Genomic DNA, 15,681 nt, shown 5'->3' on the forward strand with positions numbered 1-15,681 from the left:
TGCGGACAGGAGCGCTGTTGCGGGGATCACCGTTAGCCTGACGTCATGGCTATACGGGACGCGGTGAGCGCGGATGGCACCAACATCGTCTATCGCGTGAGCGGTCCGGCCGACGCGCGGCCGCTGGTGATGTTGCACGGCTGGTCGGCGAATCTGCGCTGCTGGGGCCGGGCGGCCGACGACCTCGCCGCCCGCTTCCGGGTGATCGCGGTCGACCTGCGCGGCCACGGTTATTCCGACGCGCCCGCCACGGGTTACGACGATCCGAAGAACTGGGCGGCCGACGTCGCGGCCGTGCTGGCGGGGGAGGGCATCGAGTCCGGCGCGATCTTGCTCGGCTGGTCCTACGGCGGCATCGTGCTCAGCGACTACCTGACCGCCTACGGCACCGGCGCGATCGCGGGCGCCGTGTTCACCGGTTCGCAGGCCAATATCGGGCGCGGCGTGCCCGGCGCCGCGAGCGGTTCCGCGATGCAGGCCGCGATGCCCGGTGTTTTCGAGGAGAGCGCGGGTCGCGCGGTGCGCGCGTTCGGGGCCTTCGGCAATGCCAACACCGGCCCCGGCGCGGACAAGGGCGCCGACGCCCAACGACTGTTCGGCACCAGCCTCGCCACCGCGCCCGCGATCCGCAAAGCGCTGTTCTACCGCACCGTCGACAACACCGAAACCCTTCGCGCACTGGATATTCCGGTCTTGGTACTGCACGGCACCGCCGACCCGGTGGTCCCGATCGAGAACGGCCGTTACATCTTCGAGGCGGTGCCCGAGGCCCGCGCCTCGTTCTGGGAAGGGGCCCAGCACGGGCTGTTCATCGAGGACCCGGCCCGCTTCGTAGGCGAGATCAGCATGTTCGCCGACAGCCTGTGAATCGGGCGAACCGGACTGGGGAAATCCGAGTTGTCCCAGGTGGCGTCGCCGCCCAGTTGTGAGTGAGTTCACCAATCGTCTGTGATAGCTCTCACTTGGCGGCGTGACGGCATGGAGGCCGGGAATGCAACGTGCACTATGGATAGTGTGAGTCAACGCCCGGACCTACGGCCGAACCGTGTCGCCGTGCTATCGGTGCACACCTCACCACTGGCTCAACCGGGCACCGGCGACGCGGGCGGCATGAACGTCTACGTGCTGCAAACCGCTCTGCAGCTGGCCCGACGCGGCACCGAGGTGGAGATCTTCACCCGGGCCACCGCCTCCAATCTGCCGCCCGTGCAAGAAGCGGGCCCCGGTGTGCTGGTGCGCAACGTGGTGGCCGGCCCCTTCGAAGGCCTCGACAAACACGATCTGCCCACCCAGCTCTGCCCGTTCACCGCGGAAGTGCTGCGCCAGGAGGCGCGCCATCTGCCGGGCTACTACGACCTGGTGCACTCGCACTACTGGCTGTCCGGTCAGGTCGGCTGGCTGGCCAGGGACCGCTGGCGGGTGCCGCTGGTGCACACCGCGCACACGCTGGCCGCGGTGAAGAACGCCGCGCTCGCCGACGGTGACTGTCCGGAGCCGCTGACTCGCGAGATCGGCGAGAAGCAGGTGATCGCCGAGGCGGATCGGCTGGTCGCCAATACCGCGGACGAGGCCCGCCAGCTCGTCGAGCTGTACGGCGCGCAACCCGAGCGAATCGACGTGGTGCCGCCGGGTGCCGACCTGACCCGGTACCAGCCGGGCGACAAGGCCGAGGCCCGTGCGGCCCTTGGTCTCGCCATGGACGAGCAAGTGGTCGCGTTCGTCGGGCGCATCCAGCCGTTGAAGGCCCCGGATGTGCTGGTGCGCGCCGCGGCCGAGGTGCTGCGCACCGATCCCACCCATAAACTGCGCGTCCTGATCGTCGGCGGGCCGTCCGGCACCGGCCTGGACCGGCCGGACGCGTTGATCGAACTCGCCGCCGCGCTCGGCATCGCCGATCGGGTCACCTTCATGCCGCCGCAGCCGCCGGACCGGCTGGTGCTCGTCTACCGCGCCGCCGATCTGGTCGCGGTCCCGAGTTACAACGAATCCTTCGGCCTGGTCGCCATCGAGGCCCAGGCCAGCGGCACCCCGGTGCTCGCGGCCGATGTCGGCGGGCTGGGCACCGCCGTCCGGCACGGCGAAAGCGGCCTGCTGGTGCCCGGCCACCGCACGCCGGATTGGGCGGGTGCCCTGAGCTACCTTCTCGACGACCCCGAACGCCTGCGCCGGATGAGCGGGCGCGCGGTCGAGCATGCCGCCAACTTCTCCTGGGAACACACCGCCGATGGACTGCTCGACAGCTACTCCGCCGCCCTGACCGATTTCCGGGCCGAGCGGGCCGGACTCGGCGCGGGGCGGATCGCCGCGGGCAGCGGCGCGCTGCGTGCCGACGTGCGCGAGTGGGTACCCGGTGAACGCACTAACCTGGAACCGAATCAGGCCAGGTCGCGGGCGCTGTGGCGGCGCCGGATGGGAGCACGCCGGTGAACGAGGTGCAGACAACCGCTCAGCTGATCGAGGAGACGCTGCGCGACCGGGAGATCGAATACACCCGCTCCGGCGAGGAGACGTTCGTCGTCATCCTGCCCGGTGAGCGCAAACTCAAGACCTCGGTGATGCTCACCGTCGGCAAGCACGGGGTGCGCATCGAGTCGTTCGTCTGCCGCAAGCCGGACGAGAACTTCGAGGGCGTCTACAAATTCCTGCTGCGCCGCAATCGCAGGCTCTACTGCGTGGCCTACACCTTGGACCGGGTCGGCGACATCTACCTGGTCGGTCAGATCTCCGCGCACGCCGTCACCGCCGACGAACTCGACCGCGTTTTCGGCCAGATCCTGGAGGCGGTCGACGCCGATTTCAACGTGCTGCTCGAACTCGGTTTCGCCACTTCCATTCGCAAGGAATGGAAGTGGCGGGTCTCGCGCGGGGAATCGCTGAAAAATCTGCGCGCCTTCGAACACTTGGTAGATACCGCCGATAAACCGCGATGACCGTTCTCGCACTCGATATCGGCGCGACCAAGTTCGCGGCCGGTGTGGTGCACACCGGCAAGGAAGTGCGCGACGTACGCCGGGTGAATGTGCCACGAGAAGACGTCTGGGGCGCCTGTCGCGACCTGCTGCGCGCGGTGGCCGGCGACGCGACGATCACCGCCGTCGGCATCGGCTCGGCCGGCCCGGTCGACGTGCGCACCGGCAGCACCGCCCCGCTGAACATTCCCGAATGGAAATCGGGCTTCGCGATCGTCGCCGCGGTGCGGGAGCTGTTCCCCACGGCCGCAATCCGTTTCGCCATCGACGGCGCCTGCCTGGCACTGGCCGAGCATCACGTCGGCGCACTGCGCGGGGTGGCGAACGGGTTGGCGCTGACGGTCTCCTCCGGGATCGGCGGCGGGCTCATCGCGGACGGCCGGGTGGTCCTCGGACGCACCGGCAACGCCGGTCATATCGGCCACATCGTGGTGCCCGGCTGGGATGTGCCCTGCCTGTGCGGTGGCGTCGGCTGTGTCGAGGCGGTCGCCAGCGGCATGTCCTCGGTGCGCTGGGCGGTCGCGCAGGGCTGGCCGGGCAGCACCGGCGTGCAACTCGCCGAGGACGCGCACAACGGCAACGAGATTGCCCTCGCGGCGCTGCACCGAGCAGGTACCGCGCTCGGTCAGGCGATCGCCTCGGCGGCGGCGCTGCTCGACGTCGACCGCGTGGTGATCGGCGGTGGCTTCGCACAATCCGGTGCGCCGCTGTGGGATCCGATGCGGGCGGCGCTGGCCGTACACGCGCGCCTGGACTTCCTGCGCGGCATCAGCGTGGTGCTGTCCGAGATCACCGACGGCGCCACCCTGGTCGGTGCCGGTGTGCTGGCGACGGGCGACGCGGGCACCGACGACCTCGGCTGACCGCAGGACAGCCGGGGGACCTGGCCCAGCCGGTGACCGCGGGCCGCCGGGGAACGATGTGACGGCAATTTCCGCACATGGAAAGATGGCCGCATGACGTACACCCTCGTGCTGCTGCGCCACGGCGAGAGCGAATGGAACGCCCTGAACCTGTTCACCGGCTGGGTGGACGTGCACCTGACCGACAAGGGCATCGCCGAGGGCAAGCGGGCGGGGGAGCTGCTGGCCGAGCACGGCATCCTGCCCGATGTCGTCTACACCTCGCTGCTGCGCCGCGCGATCAGCACCGCGAATATCGCGCTGGACGCCGCCGACCGGCACTGGATCCCGGTGATCCGGGACTGGCGCCTCAACGAGCGGCATTACGGTGCGCTGCAAGGCAAGAACAAGGCGCAGGTCAAGGAGAAGTACGGCGACGAGCAGTTCATGCTGTGGCGCCGCAGCTACGACACCCCGCCGCCGCCGATCGACCCGGACGACGAGTACAGCCAGGAGGGCGACGCCCGCTACGTCGGCATCGACGTCCCGAAGACCGAATGCCTGCTCGACGTGGTGCGCCGGATGGTCCCGTACTGGGAGGACACCATCTCCAAGGACCTGCTCACGGGTAAGACGGTCCTGATCGCCGCGCACGGCAACTCGCTGCGCGCCCTGGTCAAGCACCTCGATCAGATCTCCGACGAGGACATCGCCGGCCTGAACATCCCCACCGGCATTCCGCTGCGCTACGAACTGGACGACAACCTTCGCCCGGTGCGCCCTCGCGAGTACCTGGACCCGGAAGCGGCCGCCGCGGGCGCTGCCGCCGTCGCCAACCAGGGCGGTAAGTAGTCCTCACTCCGGCACCGCAACGCGCCGCAACCCGATTCGGGTGCGGCGCGTTTGCCGTTTCAGCTCATCGAACGCCGACCCGGCGGTCGTGCTGGCTAGTTGCTGAGGAGTCGGTCCAGAGTCGGGTCTGCGCTGGTCAGGGGTGTTCTTCGCCACAGCGTCGTGTTCAGTGCCAGTGGCGGATGGCTAGTTCGGAAGAGTGCACAGTAAGCGTTGGTTCTCGCGCGTGTTCGCTGGTGACGCGCGCACTTCCCGGCATTTGGGCACGTCATTGCCATTTCAAGTGCGGTATGTGAATCTCTATTCGGAATCGGTACGTGTTACCCCTTGTCATTACCGACAAGTAGGTATGTACACTTTGGTCGTTCGACCAGCCCGAGAGGTAGATCACTCCTGATGAAGCACGCGTTGCGGTTCACAGTCGCGGCAGTTGCCGCCGCGATGCTCGTCCCGTTCCTCACCAGCGGCGCTTCTGCCGCACCGGCCCCGACCGGTCCCGACGGCGGAGCCGCGGGCGCGGCTTGGCAGGCGGCCCAGGACGGTCCGCAGCAGTATCCGAACATCCACATCGAGTGGGACGTCCCCATCACGATGAGCGACGGAACGGTCTTGAAGGGCAATGTCTATCGCCCTGCGGACGCTGCCAGCCGGCCCATCGATACGCCGACGCCCACGGTGGTCAACCTGACGCCCTACACCAAGCTGGTGTCGAACCTGGCCGACCACGCGCAGTCCATCCCCGGCCTGTCCGACGCGCTGCTCGGGCTGTTCCGCGAGATCGACATGAGCGGCACCCCGCTGTCCGGCGTCACCGACCTGACCAAGGCCTTCGGCGGCGGCGAACTGCGCAACTTCACCGTCGACCGTCAGCTCATCAAGAGCGGCTACTCGCAGGTCGTCGTCGACGTGCGCGGCACCGGCTTCTCCCAGGGCACCTGGGACATGCTGCGCCAGCGCGAACAGCAGGACACCGTCGAGGTGATCGACTGGGCCGCGCGCCAGCCCTGGTCCAACGGCCGCATCGGCATGAACGGCATCTCCTACTCCGGCATCAACCAGGTGCAGGCCGCGCAGCAGAACCCGCCCGCGCTGAAGGCGATCTTCCCCGTGGTGCCCGGCAGCGACCTGATGAACGACGTGCTCGCGCCCGGCGGCGGATTCGGCTTCAACTTCATCCCGCTGTGGCTGACCGCGATCAACGGTCTCAAGCTCGTCCCCGACCTCGCGTCGGTGCTCAACGGGCAGTTCGACACCAAGTGGCTGGCCGATCGCGTGCGAGATCCGTTGACCTTCATGGATGTCCTGCTCAACGTCTACACCACCGCGCGCGTCGAGGACCTCGATCCGCGCGCCAAGGAACTGCTCACCGGCAGCTCCCGCCCGCGCGACGGCTGGCTCAGCGATCCGTCCGAGATTCAGGTGCCGACCTTCGTCACCGGTGGCTGGCACGATCTGTTCACCTACTCGGAATCGAAGATCTACAACGAGATTCCGCTGCCCGCCGGGCAGAAGCAGCTGCTGATGGGCAACACCTACCACGTCAACTCGGGCAACGAGTACGCCAAGCCTGGCCTGCCGCCGCGACTGGATGTGTTGCAGCGCGCGTGGTTCGACAAGTGGCTCAAGGGCATCGACAACGGCATCGATCAGTACGGCCCGATCACGCTGCGCCAGCAGGGCGGTGGCTGGATCACCACCGGCTCGTTCGCCGACCCGAGCGTGACCGCCGATGCGCAGTCCGTGACGCATCAGCGGATGTACCTGTCCGCCGACCCGAGTGGCACCGCGAACAGCGTCTACGACGGATCGCTCACCGCGGCCGCCAACGGCGACACCGCGCGGTTGTCCATCGCGCCCGGCCTGACCAGCCTGTGCTCCAACGATGCGGCGCAGGGCAGCGCGGGCATCCTGTCGATCATCGACGGCTGCGCCAAGGACTCCAGGATCCAGGAGACCAACGGGCTCACGTTCACCAGTGCGCCGGTCGCCGAGCCGACCTCGGTGTCCGGGCGGATCGCGGTGCGGCTCAACACCGTTCAGGACGCCGCCGACGGCTACTGGGTGGTCACCGTCAACGATGTCGCGCCGGACGGTCAGTCCACCGTGCTGTCCTCCGGGCAGATCATGGCTTCGCTGCGTGAGATCGACGAGGCCAACAGCAGCAAGTCGGCCAACGGCGACTACACCGATCCGCGGCCGTTCACCTCGCTGGAGCACCGGCAGCCGACGGTGCCCGGTGAGGCGACGACCCTGGATATCACCATGCCCGCCACCGAGGCTTTGCTGAAGCCGGGGCATCGGCTGCGCGTCGATGTCTATGCGGGCAATTTCCCGAAGGGCCTGCCGATTCTGCCGATGCTGCTCGATACCGGGCTGAAGGCGCAGCATGTGCAGTTGGATCCGAATCGGCCGAGTTTCGTGAATGTGCCGGTGCGGGGAAACCCCGGTTGGTGATGCCGGCCTGAATATCTCGCAAGGGCGTCTTCGTCTCGAATGATTCGAGCGAAGGCGCCCTTTGGCGTTTTCGGCATACCGCTGATTTCGCGAGCGAGAGCTTGTGAGCATGCACGAACTTTCGCGATTTCCCAGCGCGGACCAGCGGATCTCTGCTTCCCTCCCCTTTGTTAGAGAGCAACCGTTCCCCTAAGAGAGTGGATTCAATGAGGTATGCGCTCCGCACCGCGGCCTTGGTTGTCGCGGCGGTGGCCTTGGCCCCCTTCCTTTCGCCCTCTGCCGCGGCGAGCCCTGTCGGCCCGGACGGCGGCGCGACCGGTGCGGCGTGGGCCGCGACCGAGGACGGCCCGCAGCAGTACCCGAACGTCTTCATCGAATGGGACGTGCCGATCACCATGAGCGACGGCACCGTGCTCAAGGGGAACGTCTACCACCCGGCCGACGCGGCGGGGCAACCGATTTCGACGCCGACGCCGACCGTCGTCAACATGACGCCCTACACCAAGCTCGGCTCGATGATCGCCGACAGCATGATCTCGATCCCGTGGCTGTCCGACGCGGTGCTGCAGGTGGCCCGCGACGTCGATCTGTCCGGCACGCCGTTCTCCGGCATCACCGATCTCACAAAAGCGCTCGGCGGCGGGCTGCTGCGCAACTTCACCGTGGACCGGCAGCTGATCAAGAGCGGATACACCCAGGTCGTCGTCGACGTCCGGGGAACCGGCTTCTCGCAAGGGATCTGGGACCTGCTGCGTTACCGGGAACAGCAGGACACCGTCGAGGTGATCGACTGGGCGGCCCGGCAGCCGTGGTCCACCGGCGACATCGGCATGAACGGCGTCTCCTATTCGGGGCTGAACCAACTGCAGGTCGCCGCGAAGAACCCGCCCGCGCTCAAGGCGATCTTCCCGGTGGTGCCGAGCCGGAATCCGTTCCGCGACTTGGTCGCACCCGGCGGCGGCTTCGGTATCACCTTCATGCCCGCGTGGCTCGCCGCGGTCAACGGCGGCAAGCTGGTGCCGGACCTGGCGTCGGTGTTGCGCGGCCAGTTCGACATGAAGTGGCTGATGGATCGGCTGGCCGATCCGTTCACCTTCGTCGACGCGCTGGTGAACGTGCTGATCACGCCGGATATCAACCAGCTCAGCCCCAAGGTGCAGGAGGTGCTGCACTCCGACAGTTCGTTCCGGCAGGCCTGGGAGACCGACCCGACCCGAATCACCGTGCCCACCTTCGTGACCGGCGGCTGGCACGACGTGTTCGTCAATTCACAGGCCGACGTGTATCGGCGGATTCCGTTGCCGCCCGGGCAGAAGCAGCTGTTCGTGGGCGACGGCTACCACATCAGCAACGGCAACGAGTCCGGTCGTCCCGGCCTGCCGCCGCGGATGGACGTGCTGCAGCGCGCCTGGTTCGACAAGTGGCTCAAGGGCATCGACAACGGCATCGATGAATACGGCCCGGTGACCGTCCGGCAGCAGGGCGGCGGCTGGATCACCGCGCCGTCGTTCCCGCAGCCGGGCGCCGAGCATCGCCGGATGTATCTGTCCGCCGTGCCGAGCGGGACCGCGACCAGCGTGCACGACGGCTCGCTGTTCGCCGCGCCGAGTCCGAGCGTGGACCGGCTCACCGTCGCGCCGGGCCTCACCGGCCTGTGCTCGCGCGACGCGGCCCAGCAGACCATCGGTGTGCTCTCGATCATCAATGCCTGCGGGATGGATTCGCGGATCCAGGAACTCAACGGGCTCACCTTCACCAGTGCACCGGTCGCCGAGCCGACCACCATCTCCGGCCCGATCGCGGTACGGCTCAACACGATTCAGGACGCCACCGACGGCTACTGGGTCGCCACGGTGAACGACGTTGCGCCCGACGGACAGTCGACGGTGCTGTCCTCGGGTCAGCTGGTCGCCTCGCTGCGCGCCATCGACGAGGCCCGCAGCACCCGCCTGCCGAACGGCGACTACACCGACCCGGTGCCCGACCTGTCACTGGACAGCAGGCAGCCGACGGTGCCGGGACAGCCGACAGCCCTGGACATTTCGGTGCCGGGCATCGAGGCGGTGCTGCAACCGGGCCACCGGCTGCGCGTCGACGTCTACGCGGGCAACTTCCCGAAGGGTCTTCCGCCGACCCCGCTGCTGGTGGAGAGCGGTCTGCGCCCGCAGCACCTGCTGCTGGACCAGAACCAGCCAAGTTTCGTGAATATCCCGGTGCGCGGAAACCCGGGCTGGTAAACCGTAACCCGGTCTGAGCGTGCACTTATCGCCCATCAAAGCTCTATCCCGCGGGGTATGAGCGAATAGTGCCCGCTCAGGCCGGGTGCACCGGTTACTGATCCACCACGGCGAACGCCGCCTCCAGCGGCGGGAAGATGGCCCGCGCGTCCTCGCCCGCGAACCAGAGCCCGACGGTGAACACCGACACGGCCTCCAGATACTTGGCGCGATGCAGCCCGCCCGCCGAAACCGGTTGCAGCTTCAGATCTTCGACCAGGGCTGCCACCCGGGCCAGCGCGTCCGGGTCGTCACCGCACAGCGGCACCCCCAGCCTGCGCTGCTCGAACACGCGAGCATCCGATTCCCACACCTCGGCTGCACACAGATTGAACGCCTTCACCACGTGCGCCCCCGGCGCCGCCGCCGCGATGCGTTCGGCGACAGCCTCTTCCGACAGCACGAACGCCGTCGCACCCTCGGGCGCGGCCGCGTCCGGCTCGTAGGCATTGGTGCAGTCGACCACGGTCCGCCCGTCGAGCAGCCCGCCGACCGTCCGCAGCACCTCGTCCAACGCGTCCACCGGCAGCGCCAGCAACACCACCTCGCCGAACTCCGCGGCGTCGCGAATACTTCCGGCCTGCGCCCCGATCGCGGCCGCCAACTCCTCGGCCGCGGCCGACGACCTGGCACCGATACGGACCTCGTGCCCCGCCGCGACCCAGCCACCGCCGAGCGCCCGCGCCATCGCCCCGGCGCCGATGATTCCGATTCGCATGTCCACTCCTAGCTCGAAAGGTCTCGGTACAAACGCTAGGAAGATCGATAGGCACCTGCGGGTGCCCAACAACGCTGGCATGCTGGTGACATGACCGCCGTGCACGCCGAGCCGATCACCGCCGAACGGGTGGAGTTCACGCCCTACGGCGATTTCGAGTCCGATTGCCCGGCCCGGATGGGCGTCGACGTCTTCGGAAACTCCTGGCTACCGGTCGTCGTCTACATGCTCCGCGAGGGCCCGATGCGCCCGAGCGACCTGCGCGCATCGATCGGCGGCATCAGCCAGAAGATGCTGACGCAGACGCTGCGCCGGATGGAGCGGATGACCCTCATCGAACGCCACCGCTACGCCGAAGCCCCACCCCGCGTCGAATACCGCCTCACCGAAGCAGGCCGAGACCTGCTCACCCCCATCTACGCCCTCGGCGAGTGGGTAGACAAACACGGCCCAGCCGTCAGCGCAGGCCTCGCCGGTCCCGACGACGAAGACGACTGACCCGCAAGCCCGCCGAAGACAATTGATTTCGGAAGCAGAAGAAGACGCCTGATTTCGCAAGGACATGGGTAACTCACCGGGCACCAGCTAACTCCGCCGCCGACCCCTCCGCCGCCCGCCGACGGTGCTCACACCGCACCTGAATCCGGCCTGAAGTCCCGGGGAGGCGGAACAACACGTAAACGTAGGGCTAACAGGGTCGGAAGTAGCTATGACCTGCACGAAACATCGTGCACCCGGAGTTGGATACGTCCTACGCGACCGTACGATTCAAGTGTGAGTGTTCCGCAAGCCGTGCTACTGGCAGTCCTTGCGGCTGTCGTAGGTCTGGCAGTCGGCGGGCTACTTATCCCCTATATGAACGCCAGGCAGCAGGCCCGGCGGCAGGCCGACTCCGGCCTGACGATGTCGCAGGTGCTCGACCTGATCGTGCTCGCCTCCGAGAGCGGCATCGCGGTGGTCGACGAGTACCGCGACGTGGTGCTGGTGAATCCGCGCGCCGAGGAGCTCGGCCTGGTCCGCAACCGCCTGCTGGACGAGCGCGCCTGGGCCGCGGTGGAGAAGGTGCTGGCCACCGGCGAGTCCGCCGAGTTCGACCTCACCGCGAAGAACCCGGTGCCCGGCCGCGGCCGCATCGCCGTGCGCGGCGTGGCCCGCCAGCTATCCCGCGAAGACACCAACTTCACCGTGCTCTTCGCCGACGACGACTCCGAGCAGGCCCGGATGGAGGCCACCCGGCGCGACTTCGTCGCCAACGTCAGCCACGAGCTCAAGACCCCGGTCGGCGCGATGAGCCTGCTGGCCGAGGCCATGCTCGAATCCGCCGAGGATCCCGAGGCGGTGCGCCACTTCGGTCAGCGCGTGCTCGGCGAATCCCGGCGGCTCGGCAAAATGGTGACCGAACTCATCGCGCTGTCCCGGCTGCAGGGTGCGGAGAAGCTGCCCGAGCTCGAAGTGGTCGACGTGGACACCGTGGTGATGCAGGCGGTGGACCGCTCGCGCACCGCCGCCGAGGCCGCGGGCATCACCGTCAGCACCGACCGGCCCAGCGGGCTCGAGGTGCTCGGCGACGAAACCTTGCTGGTCACAGCCCTATCGAACCTGGTGGAGAACGCGATAGCGTACTCACCGGCCGGCTCACACGTGTCGGTGAGCCGTTCCCTACGCGGCGACCATGTCGCCATGGCGGTGACCGATCGCGGCATCGGCATCGCCAAGGAAGACCAAGAGCGGGTGTTCGAACGTTTCTTCCGGTCCGATAAGGCCCGCTCGCGCGCCACCGGCGGTACCGGCCTCGGCCTGGCTATCGTCAAGCACGTGGCTGCCAACCACAACGGCGAGATCACGTTGTGGAGCAAGCTGGGCACCGGTTCGACGTTCACCCTGCGAATACCTGCCCACCACGAGGCCGACGGAGAAGAGGATTCCGCCGGTCCGACGGTGAGCATGAGAGAAACAAGCCCGCGCCCCTCGGGGCCGGGCCGACCCAATGGTGTGGAGGCACGCAGATGACGAGTGTGTTGATCGTCGAGGATGAGGAGTCGCTGGCCGATCCGCTCGCGTTCCTGCTGCGCAAGGAGGGTTTCGAGGTCACCGTTGTCGGTGACGGGCCATCCGCGCTCGCCGAGTTCGATCGGTCCGGTGCCGACATCGTGCTGCTCGATCTCATGCTGCCCGGCATGAGCGGCACGGACGTGTGCAAGCAGTTGCGCACCCGCAGCGGCGTACCGGTGATCATGGTGACGGCAAGGGACAGCGAGATCGACAAGGTGGTCGGGCTGGAGCTCGGCGCCGACGACTACGTGACGAAGCCATACTCGGCGCGCGAGCTGATCGCGCGCATTCGGGCCGTGCTGCGCCGCGGCGCGGGCGACGAGTTGGACGGCACCAATGAGAGCGGCGTGCTGGAAGCGGGCCCCGTCCGGATGGACGTGGACCGCCACACCGTGCTGGTGAACGGCAAGCCGGTGACGTTGCCGCTCAAGGAATTCGACCTGCTCGAATACCTGCTGCGCAACTCCGGCCGGGTGCTCACCCGCGGCCAGCTGATCGATCGCGTCTGGGGCGCCGACTACGTCGGCGACACCAAAACCCTCGACGTGCACGTGAAGCGGCTGCGCTCGAAGATCGAGGCAGACCCGGCCAAGCCGGAACATCTGGTCACGGTCCGCGGACTGGGCTACAAACTCGAAGCGTGAGCTGACAAAGCTACGGCCGAGGGCGCTGCGAAAGCCCTCGGCCGTAGTTCGTTGTGCAGTTCTAGCTTCTTACGGCAGGTAGGTCCAGGTCGGGCCGACGCCGGGGACGTCGATCTTGCGCAACGAGATCCAGCCCAGGTCGTCTTCCTGCATGCAGTCGTAGACATCGGCGGCGTTGGTGCCGCGGCAGGCGATGGTGCGCGAGGTCCCGTACGGGCTCATGATCAGGTTCTTGCCCACCTTGGCGGCGTTCATGGCGTCGGGGGTGTTGGCGGGCAGGAAGTCGGCGGTGAAATCGGCGTACTTGGCGGGATCACCGTTCGGCTCGGCGTGCGCGATTGCGGGGAGACAGAGTGCGGCGCCGAGAGAAACGGCGGCCAGGGTCAAAACTTTCTTGGACATGACCGCACATCAAACCGCAAACGGGTGAAGATCGCATGCCCTACAGGTGAACGGGGTGCAAGCTCGCATTCCGGGGGCTCACCCGGTCGCAGTGTTGGAACTGTCGCGCATCCGGTCCGCGTGCACCGTCGCCGGATGAATCGCGATGAGGCCGAGCCCCGCTCGCCGCTTGCAGTGCCTGGCCAGTTCGTCGTAGGCCGGAGCGCCCAGCAGCTCCTTCAATTCCGGGCCGTAGGACTGCCAGACCGGCCGCGTGCCGACGTGGGCGTCTGGCGAGCCGGAGCAGTACCAGTCCAGGTCCTCGCCGCCGGCGCCCCAGCCGCGCCGGTCGTACTCGGTGACCGTGGTGCGCAGGATCTGCACGCCGTCGGGCCGGTCCACCCACTCCTGGGTGCGCCGGATCGGCAGCTGCCAGCACACGTCCGGCTTCACCTCGAGCGGTTCGATGCCGCGGCGCAGCGCCATGGAGTGCAGCGAGCAGCCGACACCGCCCGCGAAGCCGGGCCGATTGAGGAAGATGCACGCGCCGTCGAACCGGCGGGTGCGCAGCGCGGGCTCGTCTTCGAGCTCATCGAGCTCCAGGTAACCCTTCTTGGTGACCTTGCCCGCGGCGTCCGTCGCCTCGCCCATCAGCTGCCAATCCGCTGGTGTGAGCATTTTCACAGCGTTCTGCAGGCGCTTGCGGTCGTCCTTGTCGGACAGGAACGCGCCGTGCGAGCAGCACCCGTCATCGGGGCGCTCGGCGATGATGCCCTGGCAGGCCGGGGTGCCGAAGACACACGTCCAGCTCGACAGTAGCCAGGTCAGATCCGCGACGATCAGATGCTCGTCGTTTGCTGGATCGACGAACTCGATCCATTCGCGGGGGAAATCCATGTCGACTTCGGGACTCGGATCGATCTTCCCCGCTGGTCGGGGCCGCGCCGGCCCACTCGCTGATGCGCCTACCGTCACACCTCGGAACGCTAACAGTTCAGTCGCTTAACCTATAGGACCGGATCACCCAGTACCGTGTTCTTGTGCGGCTTGGGGTACTCGATGTCGGAAGCAATACCGTCCACCTGCTGGTGGTGGACGCGCATCGGGGTGGTCACCCCATGCCGATGAGCTCTACCAAGGCCACTTTACGGCTGTCGGAGAACATCGATAACGAGGGCCGGATCACCGAGGCGGGCGCCCAGCGGCTGATCGCCACGGTCGCCGAATTCGCCAGCATCGCTGAGACTTCCCGGTGCGTCGAGCTGATGCCGTTCGCCACCTCCGCGCTGCGCGAGGCGACCAATTCCGAGGACGTGCTCGCCCGGGTCCGCGCGCAGACCGGCGTCGATCTGCAGGTGCTCTCCGGCGTCGACGAGGCGCGGTTGACCTTCCTCGCGGTGCGCCGCTGGTTCGGCTGGAGCGCGGGACGCATCCTGAATCTCGACATCGGCGGCGGCTCGCTGGAGATGACCAACGGCGGCGACGAAGAACCCGATGTCTCGCTGTCCCTGCAGCTCGGTGCCGGCCGGTTGACCAGAGAGTGGCTGCGCGAGGATCCGCCGGGCAAGCGCCGGGTCAACGTGCTGCGTGACTGGCTCGACGCGGAGCTGACGCTGCCCGCCAAACAGCTGCTCGACGCCGGTAAACCGGATCTGGCCGTCGGCACCTCGAAGACCTTCCGCTCGCTGGCCAGGTTGACCGGAGCGGCACCGTCGGCGGCGGGCCCGCGGGTGCGCCGTACACTCACCAGCTCAGGTCTGCGCCAGCTGATTGCGTTCATCTCGCGGATGACGGCCGCGGACCGTGCAGAATTGGAAGGCGTAAGTTCCGATCGGTCACAGCAATTGGTGGCTGGCGCATTGGTCGCGGAGGCGAGTATGCGGGCACTATCGCTGGAATCCCTGGAGATTTGTCCATGGGCGCTGCGAGAAGGACTGATCCTGCGCAAACTGGATACCGACATGAATGGCGGACCCCGAGCAACCTGCTTACCGGGCCCGGCGACCGACAGCGGCGACCCGGTGCTCGGTGCTGCCGTGCTACCGGGGCCGATAGGGACGGTGTCGTCATGATGGGCGCGCCAGCGAGGTTCAGTCATGAGTGATGATTCCAAACAGCTTTCCGTTGCCGAGCTGCTGGCTCGCAACGGGCAGCAAGGCGCATCATCCGCAGGTGGTGGCCGACGCCGCCGCGGCGGTCGCGGGATCTCGGTCGCCGAGCTGACCGGTGACATGCCTGTCATCGGCAGCGGTCACTCCTCGCACGCCGCGCCCGACGCCGACGTGCCCGACGAACCGGTCTACGAGGCCCCGGCCTACGAACCGCCTGCGCCGGAACCTGTCTCATACGCGCCACCCGCGCCGGACCCCGCGGCGTATTCGCCGATCTCCGGGCCGATCTCGATGTACGACCCGCTCGCCGCGTACGCCCAGCCCGAGTCGGCCGCCGACCCGTTGCCCGGCCGATCCAACCGGGTGATGCCCGGCCGGGAGA

At 67.7% G+C, this 15,681-nt stretch carries 14 protein-coding genes and 1 pseudogene; 12 read left to right on the forward strand and 3 right to left on the reverse strand.

Annotation, left to right across the window (positions count from 1 at the left end; genetic code table 11):
- Window positions 1–45: 45 nt before the first annotated feature.
- The 7 genes from NN4_RS36245 to NN4_RS36275 all read left to right on the forward strand — a co-directional run bounded on the left by NN4_RS36245 (window position 46) and on the right by NN4_RS36275 (window position 9,354).
- Window positions 46–867, forward strand: coding sequence for an alpha/beta fold hydrolase (locus NN4_RS36245; RefSeq protein ID WP_147140652.1), 822 nt, complete (start codon window positions 46–48; stop codon window positions 865–867).
- Between the two features lie 138 nt (window positions 868–1,005).
- The gene (gene mshA, locus NN4_RS36250) at window positions 1,006–2,427 is read left to right on the forward strand and encodes a D-inositol-3-phosphate glycosyltransferase (protein WP_147140654.1); all 1,422 of its coding nucleotides are present in this window, start codon (window positions 1,006–1,008) and stop codon (window positions 2,425–2,427) included.
- A 5-nt stretch (window positions 2,428–2,432) separates the two neighbouring features.
- Window positions 2,433–2,930 (forward strand): type III secretion system chaperone family protein, encoded by a 498-nt coding sequence (locus NN4_RS36255; protein ID WP_147140673.1) that lies wholly within the window; start codon window positions 2,433–2,435, stop codon window positions 2,928–2,930.
- Window positions 2,927–3,832 carry an ROK family protein gene (locus tag NN4_RS36260; protein WP_147140655.1) on the forward strand — a complete coding sequence of 302 codons (906 nt, stop codon included), beginning with the start codon at window positions 2,927–2,929 and terminating at the stop codon, window positions 3,830–3,832. Before NN4_RS36255 ends, NN4_RS36260 begins: the two co-directional genes overlap by 4 nt.
- 93 nt (window positions 3,833–3,925) lie before the next feature.
- Window positions 3,926–4,663 carry a phosphoglyceromutase gene (locus tag NN4_RS36265; RefSeq protein ID WP_147140657.1) on the forward strand — a complete coding sequence of 246 codons (738 nt, stop codon included), beginning with the start codon at window positions 3,926–3,928 and terminating at the stop codon, window positions 4,661–4,663.
- Window positions 4,664–5,059: 396 nt separating this feature from the next.
- A complete protein-coding gene (locus NN4_RS36270; RefSeq protein ID WP_147140660.1) occupies window positions 5,060–7,117 on the forward strand; it encodes a CocE/NonD family hydrolase in 2,058 nt (685 codons plus the stop codon).
- Between the two features lie 206 nt (window positions 7,118–7,323).
- Complete coding sequence (locus NN4_RS36275; protein ID WP_147140662.1) at window positions 7,324–9,354, forward strand: CocE/NonD family hydrolase; 2,031 nt, start codon at window positions 7,324–7,326, stop codon at window positions 9,352–9,354.
- A gap of 94 nt (window positions 9,355–9,448) precedes the next feature.
- Here NN4_RS36275 and NN4_RS36280 read toward each other — a convergent pair whose 3' ends face one another.
- On the reverse strand, window positions 9,449–10,111 hold the full coding sequence (locus NN4_RS36280; RefSeq protein WP_147140664.1) for an NADPH-dependent F420 reductase: 663 nt from the start codon (window positions 10,109–10,111) through the stop codon (window positions 9,449–9,451).
- Between the two features lie 90 nt (window positions 10,112–10,201).
- Between NN4_RS36280 and NN4_RS36285 the strand changes: the two genes are divergently transcribed.
- From NN4_RS36285 to NN4_RS36295, 3 genes are all read left to right on the forward strand, one after another.
- Window positions 10,202–10,609: a winged helix-turn-helix transcriptional regulator gene (locus NN4_RS36285; protein WP_147140666.1), complete on the forward strand. Its 408-nt coding sequence runs from the start codon at window positions 10,202–10,204 to the stop codon at window positions 10,607–10,609.
- 276 nt (window positions 10,610–10,885) lie between these two features.
- Window positions 10,886–12,121 (forward strand): sensor histidine kinase, encoded by a 1,236-nt coding sequence (locus NN4_RS36290; protein WP_135233643.1) that lies wholly within the window; start codon window positions 10,886–10,888, stop codon window positions 12,119–12,121.
- Window positions 12,118–12,807 carry a winged helix-turn-helix domain-containing protein gene (locus tag NN4_RS36295; protein WP_069160635.1) on the forward strand — a complete coding sequence of 230 codons (690 nt, stop codon included), beginning with the start codon at window positions 12,118–12,120 and terminating at the stop codon, window positions 12,805–12,807. The genes NN4_RS36290 and NN4_RS36295 overlap by 4 nt, the downstream gene beginning before the upstream one ends.
- A gap of 69 nt (window positions 12,808–12,876) precedes the next feature.
- Here the strand turns inward: NN4_RS36295 and NN4_RS36300 are convergent, their stop codons facing one another.
- Both NN4_RS36300 and NN4_RS36305 read right to left on the reverse strand, forming a co-directional pair.
- Window positions 12,877–13,209, reverse strand: a complete 333-nt coding sequence (locus tag NN4_RS36300) for a hypothetical protein (RefSeq protein ID WP_228540250.1) — start codon at window positions 13,207–13,209, stop codon at window positions 12,877–12,879.
- Window positions 13,210–13,287: 78 nt separating this feature from the next.
- Complete coding sequence (locus tag NN4_RS36305) at window positions 13,288–14,085, reverse strand: DUF3109 family protein (protein ID WP_135233642.1); 798 nt, start codon at window positions 14,083–14,085, stop codon at window positions 13,288–13,290.
- 143 nt (window positions 14,086–14,228) lie between these two features.
- On the opposite strand from NN4_RS36305, the gene NN4_RS36310 reads away from it, so the two are divergent.
- On the forward strand, window positions 14,229–15,260 hold the full coding sequence (locus NN4_RS36310; protein WP_147140667.1) for a Ppx/GppA family phosphatase: 1,032 nt from the start codon (window positions 14,229–14,231) through the stop codon (window positions 15,258–15,260).
- A gap of 24 nt (window positions 15,261–15,284) precedes the next feature.
- Window positions 15,285–15,681 (forward strand): annotated as a pseudogene (locus tag NN4_RS36315) (hypothetical protein); the annotation flags it as partial.

The sequence above is a fragment of the Nocardia ninae NBRC 108245 genome (assembly GCF_007990755.1).
In the GTDB taxonomy this organism is placed as follows: domain Bacteria; phylum Actinomycetota; class Actinomycetes; order Mycobacteriales; family Mycobacteriaceae; genus Nocardia; species Nocardia ninae.

Excerpts from the sequence above, each read along its gene's own strand:
- NN4_RS36245 (WP_147140652.1), top strand. The coding sequence starts at position 46 with ATGGCTATACGGGACGCGGTGAGCGCGGATGGCACCAACATCGTCTAT.
- mshA (WP_147140654.1), top strand. The coding sequence starts at position 1,006 with ATGGATAGTGTGAGTCAACGCCCGGACCTACGGCCGAACCGTGTCGCC.
- NN4_RS36260 (WP_147140655.1), top strand. The coding sequence starts at position 2,927 with ATGACCGTTCTCGCACTCGATATCGGCGCGACCAAGTTCGCGGCCGGT.
- NN4_RS36265 (WP_147140657.1), top strand. The coding sequence starts at position 3,926 with ATGACGTACACCCTCGTGCTGCTGCGCCACGGCGAGAGCGAATGGAAC.
- NN4_RS36270 (WP_147140660.1), top strand. The coding sequence starts at position 5,060 with ATGAAGCACGCGTTGCGGTTCACAGTCGCGGCAGTTGCCGCCGCGATG.
- NN4_RS36275 (WP_147140662.1), top strand. The coding sequence starts at position 7,324 with ATGAGGTATGCGCTCCGCACCGCGGCCTTGGTTGTCGCGGCGGTGGCC.
- NN4_RS36280 (WP_147140664.1), bottom strand. The coding sequence starts at position 10,111 with ATGCGAATCGGAATCATCGGCGCCGGGGCGATGGCGCGGGCGCTCGGC.
- NN4_RS36285 (WP_147140666.1), top strand. The coding sequence starts at position 10,202 with ATGACCGCCGTGCACGCCGAGCCGATCACCGCCGAACGGGTGGAGTTC.
- NN4_RS36295 (WP_069160635.1), top strand. The coding sequence starts at position 12,118 with ATGACGAGTGTGTTGATCGTCGAGGATGAGGAGTCGCTGGCCGATCCG.
- NN4_RS36300 (WP_228540250.1), bottom strand. The coding sequence starts at position 13,209 with ATGTCCAAGAAAGTTTTGACCCTGGCCGCCGTTTCTCTCGGCGCCGCA.
- NN4_RS36305 (WP_135233642.1), bottom strand. The coding sequence starts at position 14,085 with ATGGATTTCCCCCGCGAATGGATCGAGTTCGTCGATCCAGCAAACGAC.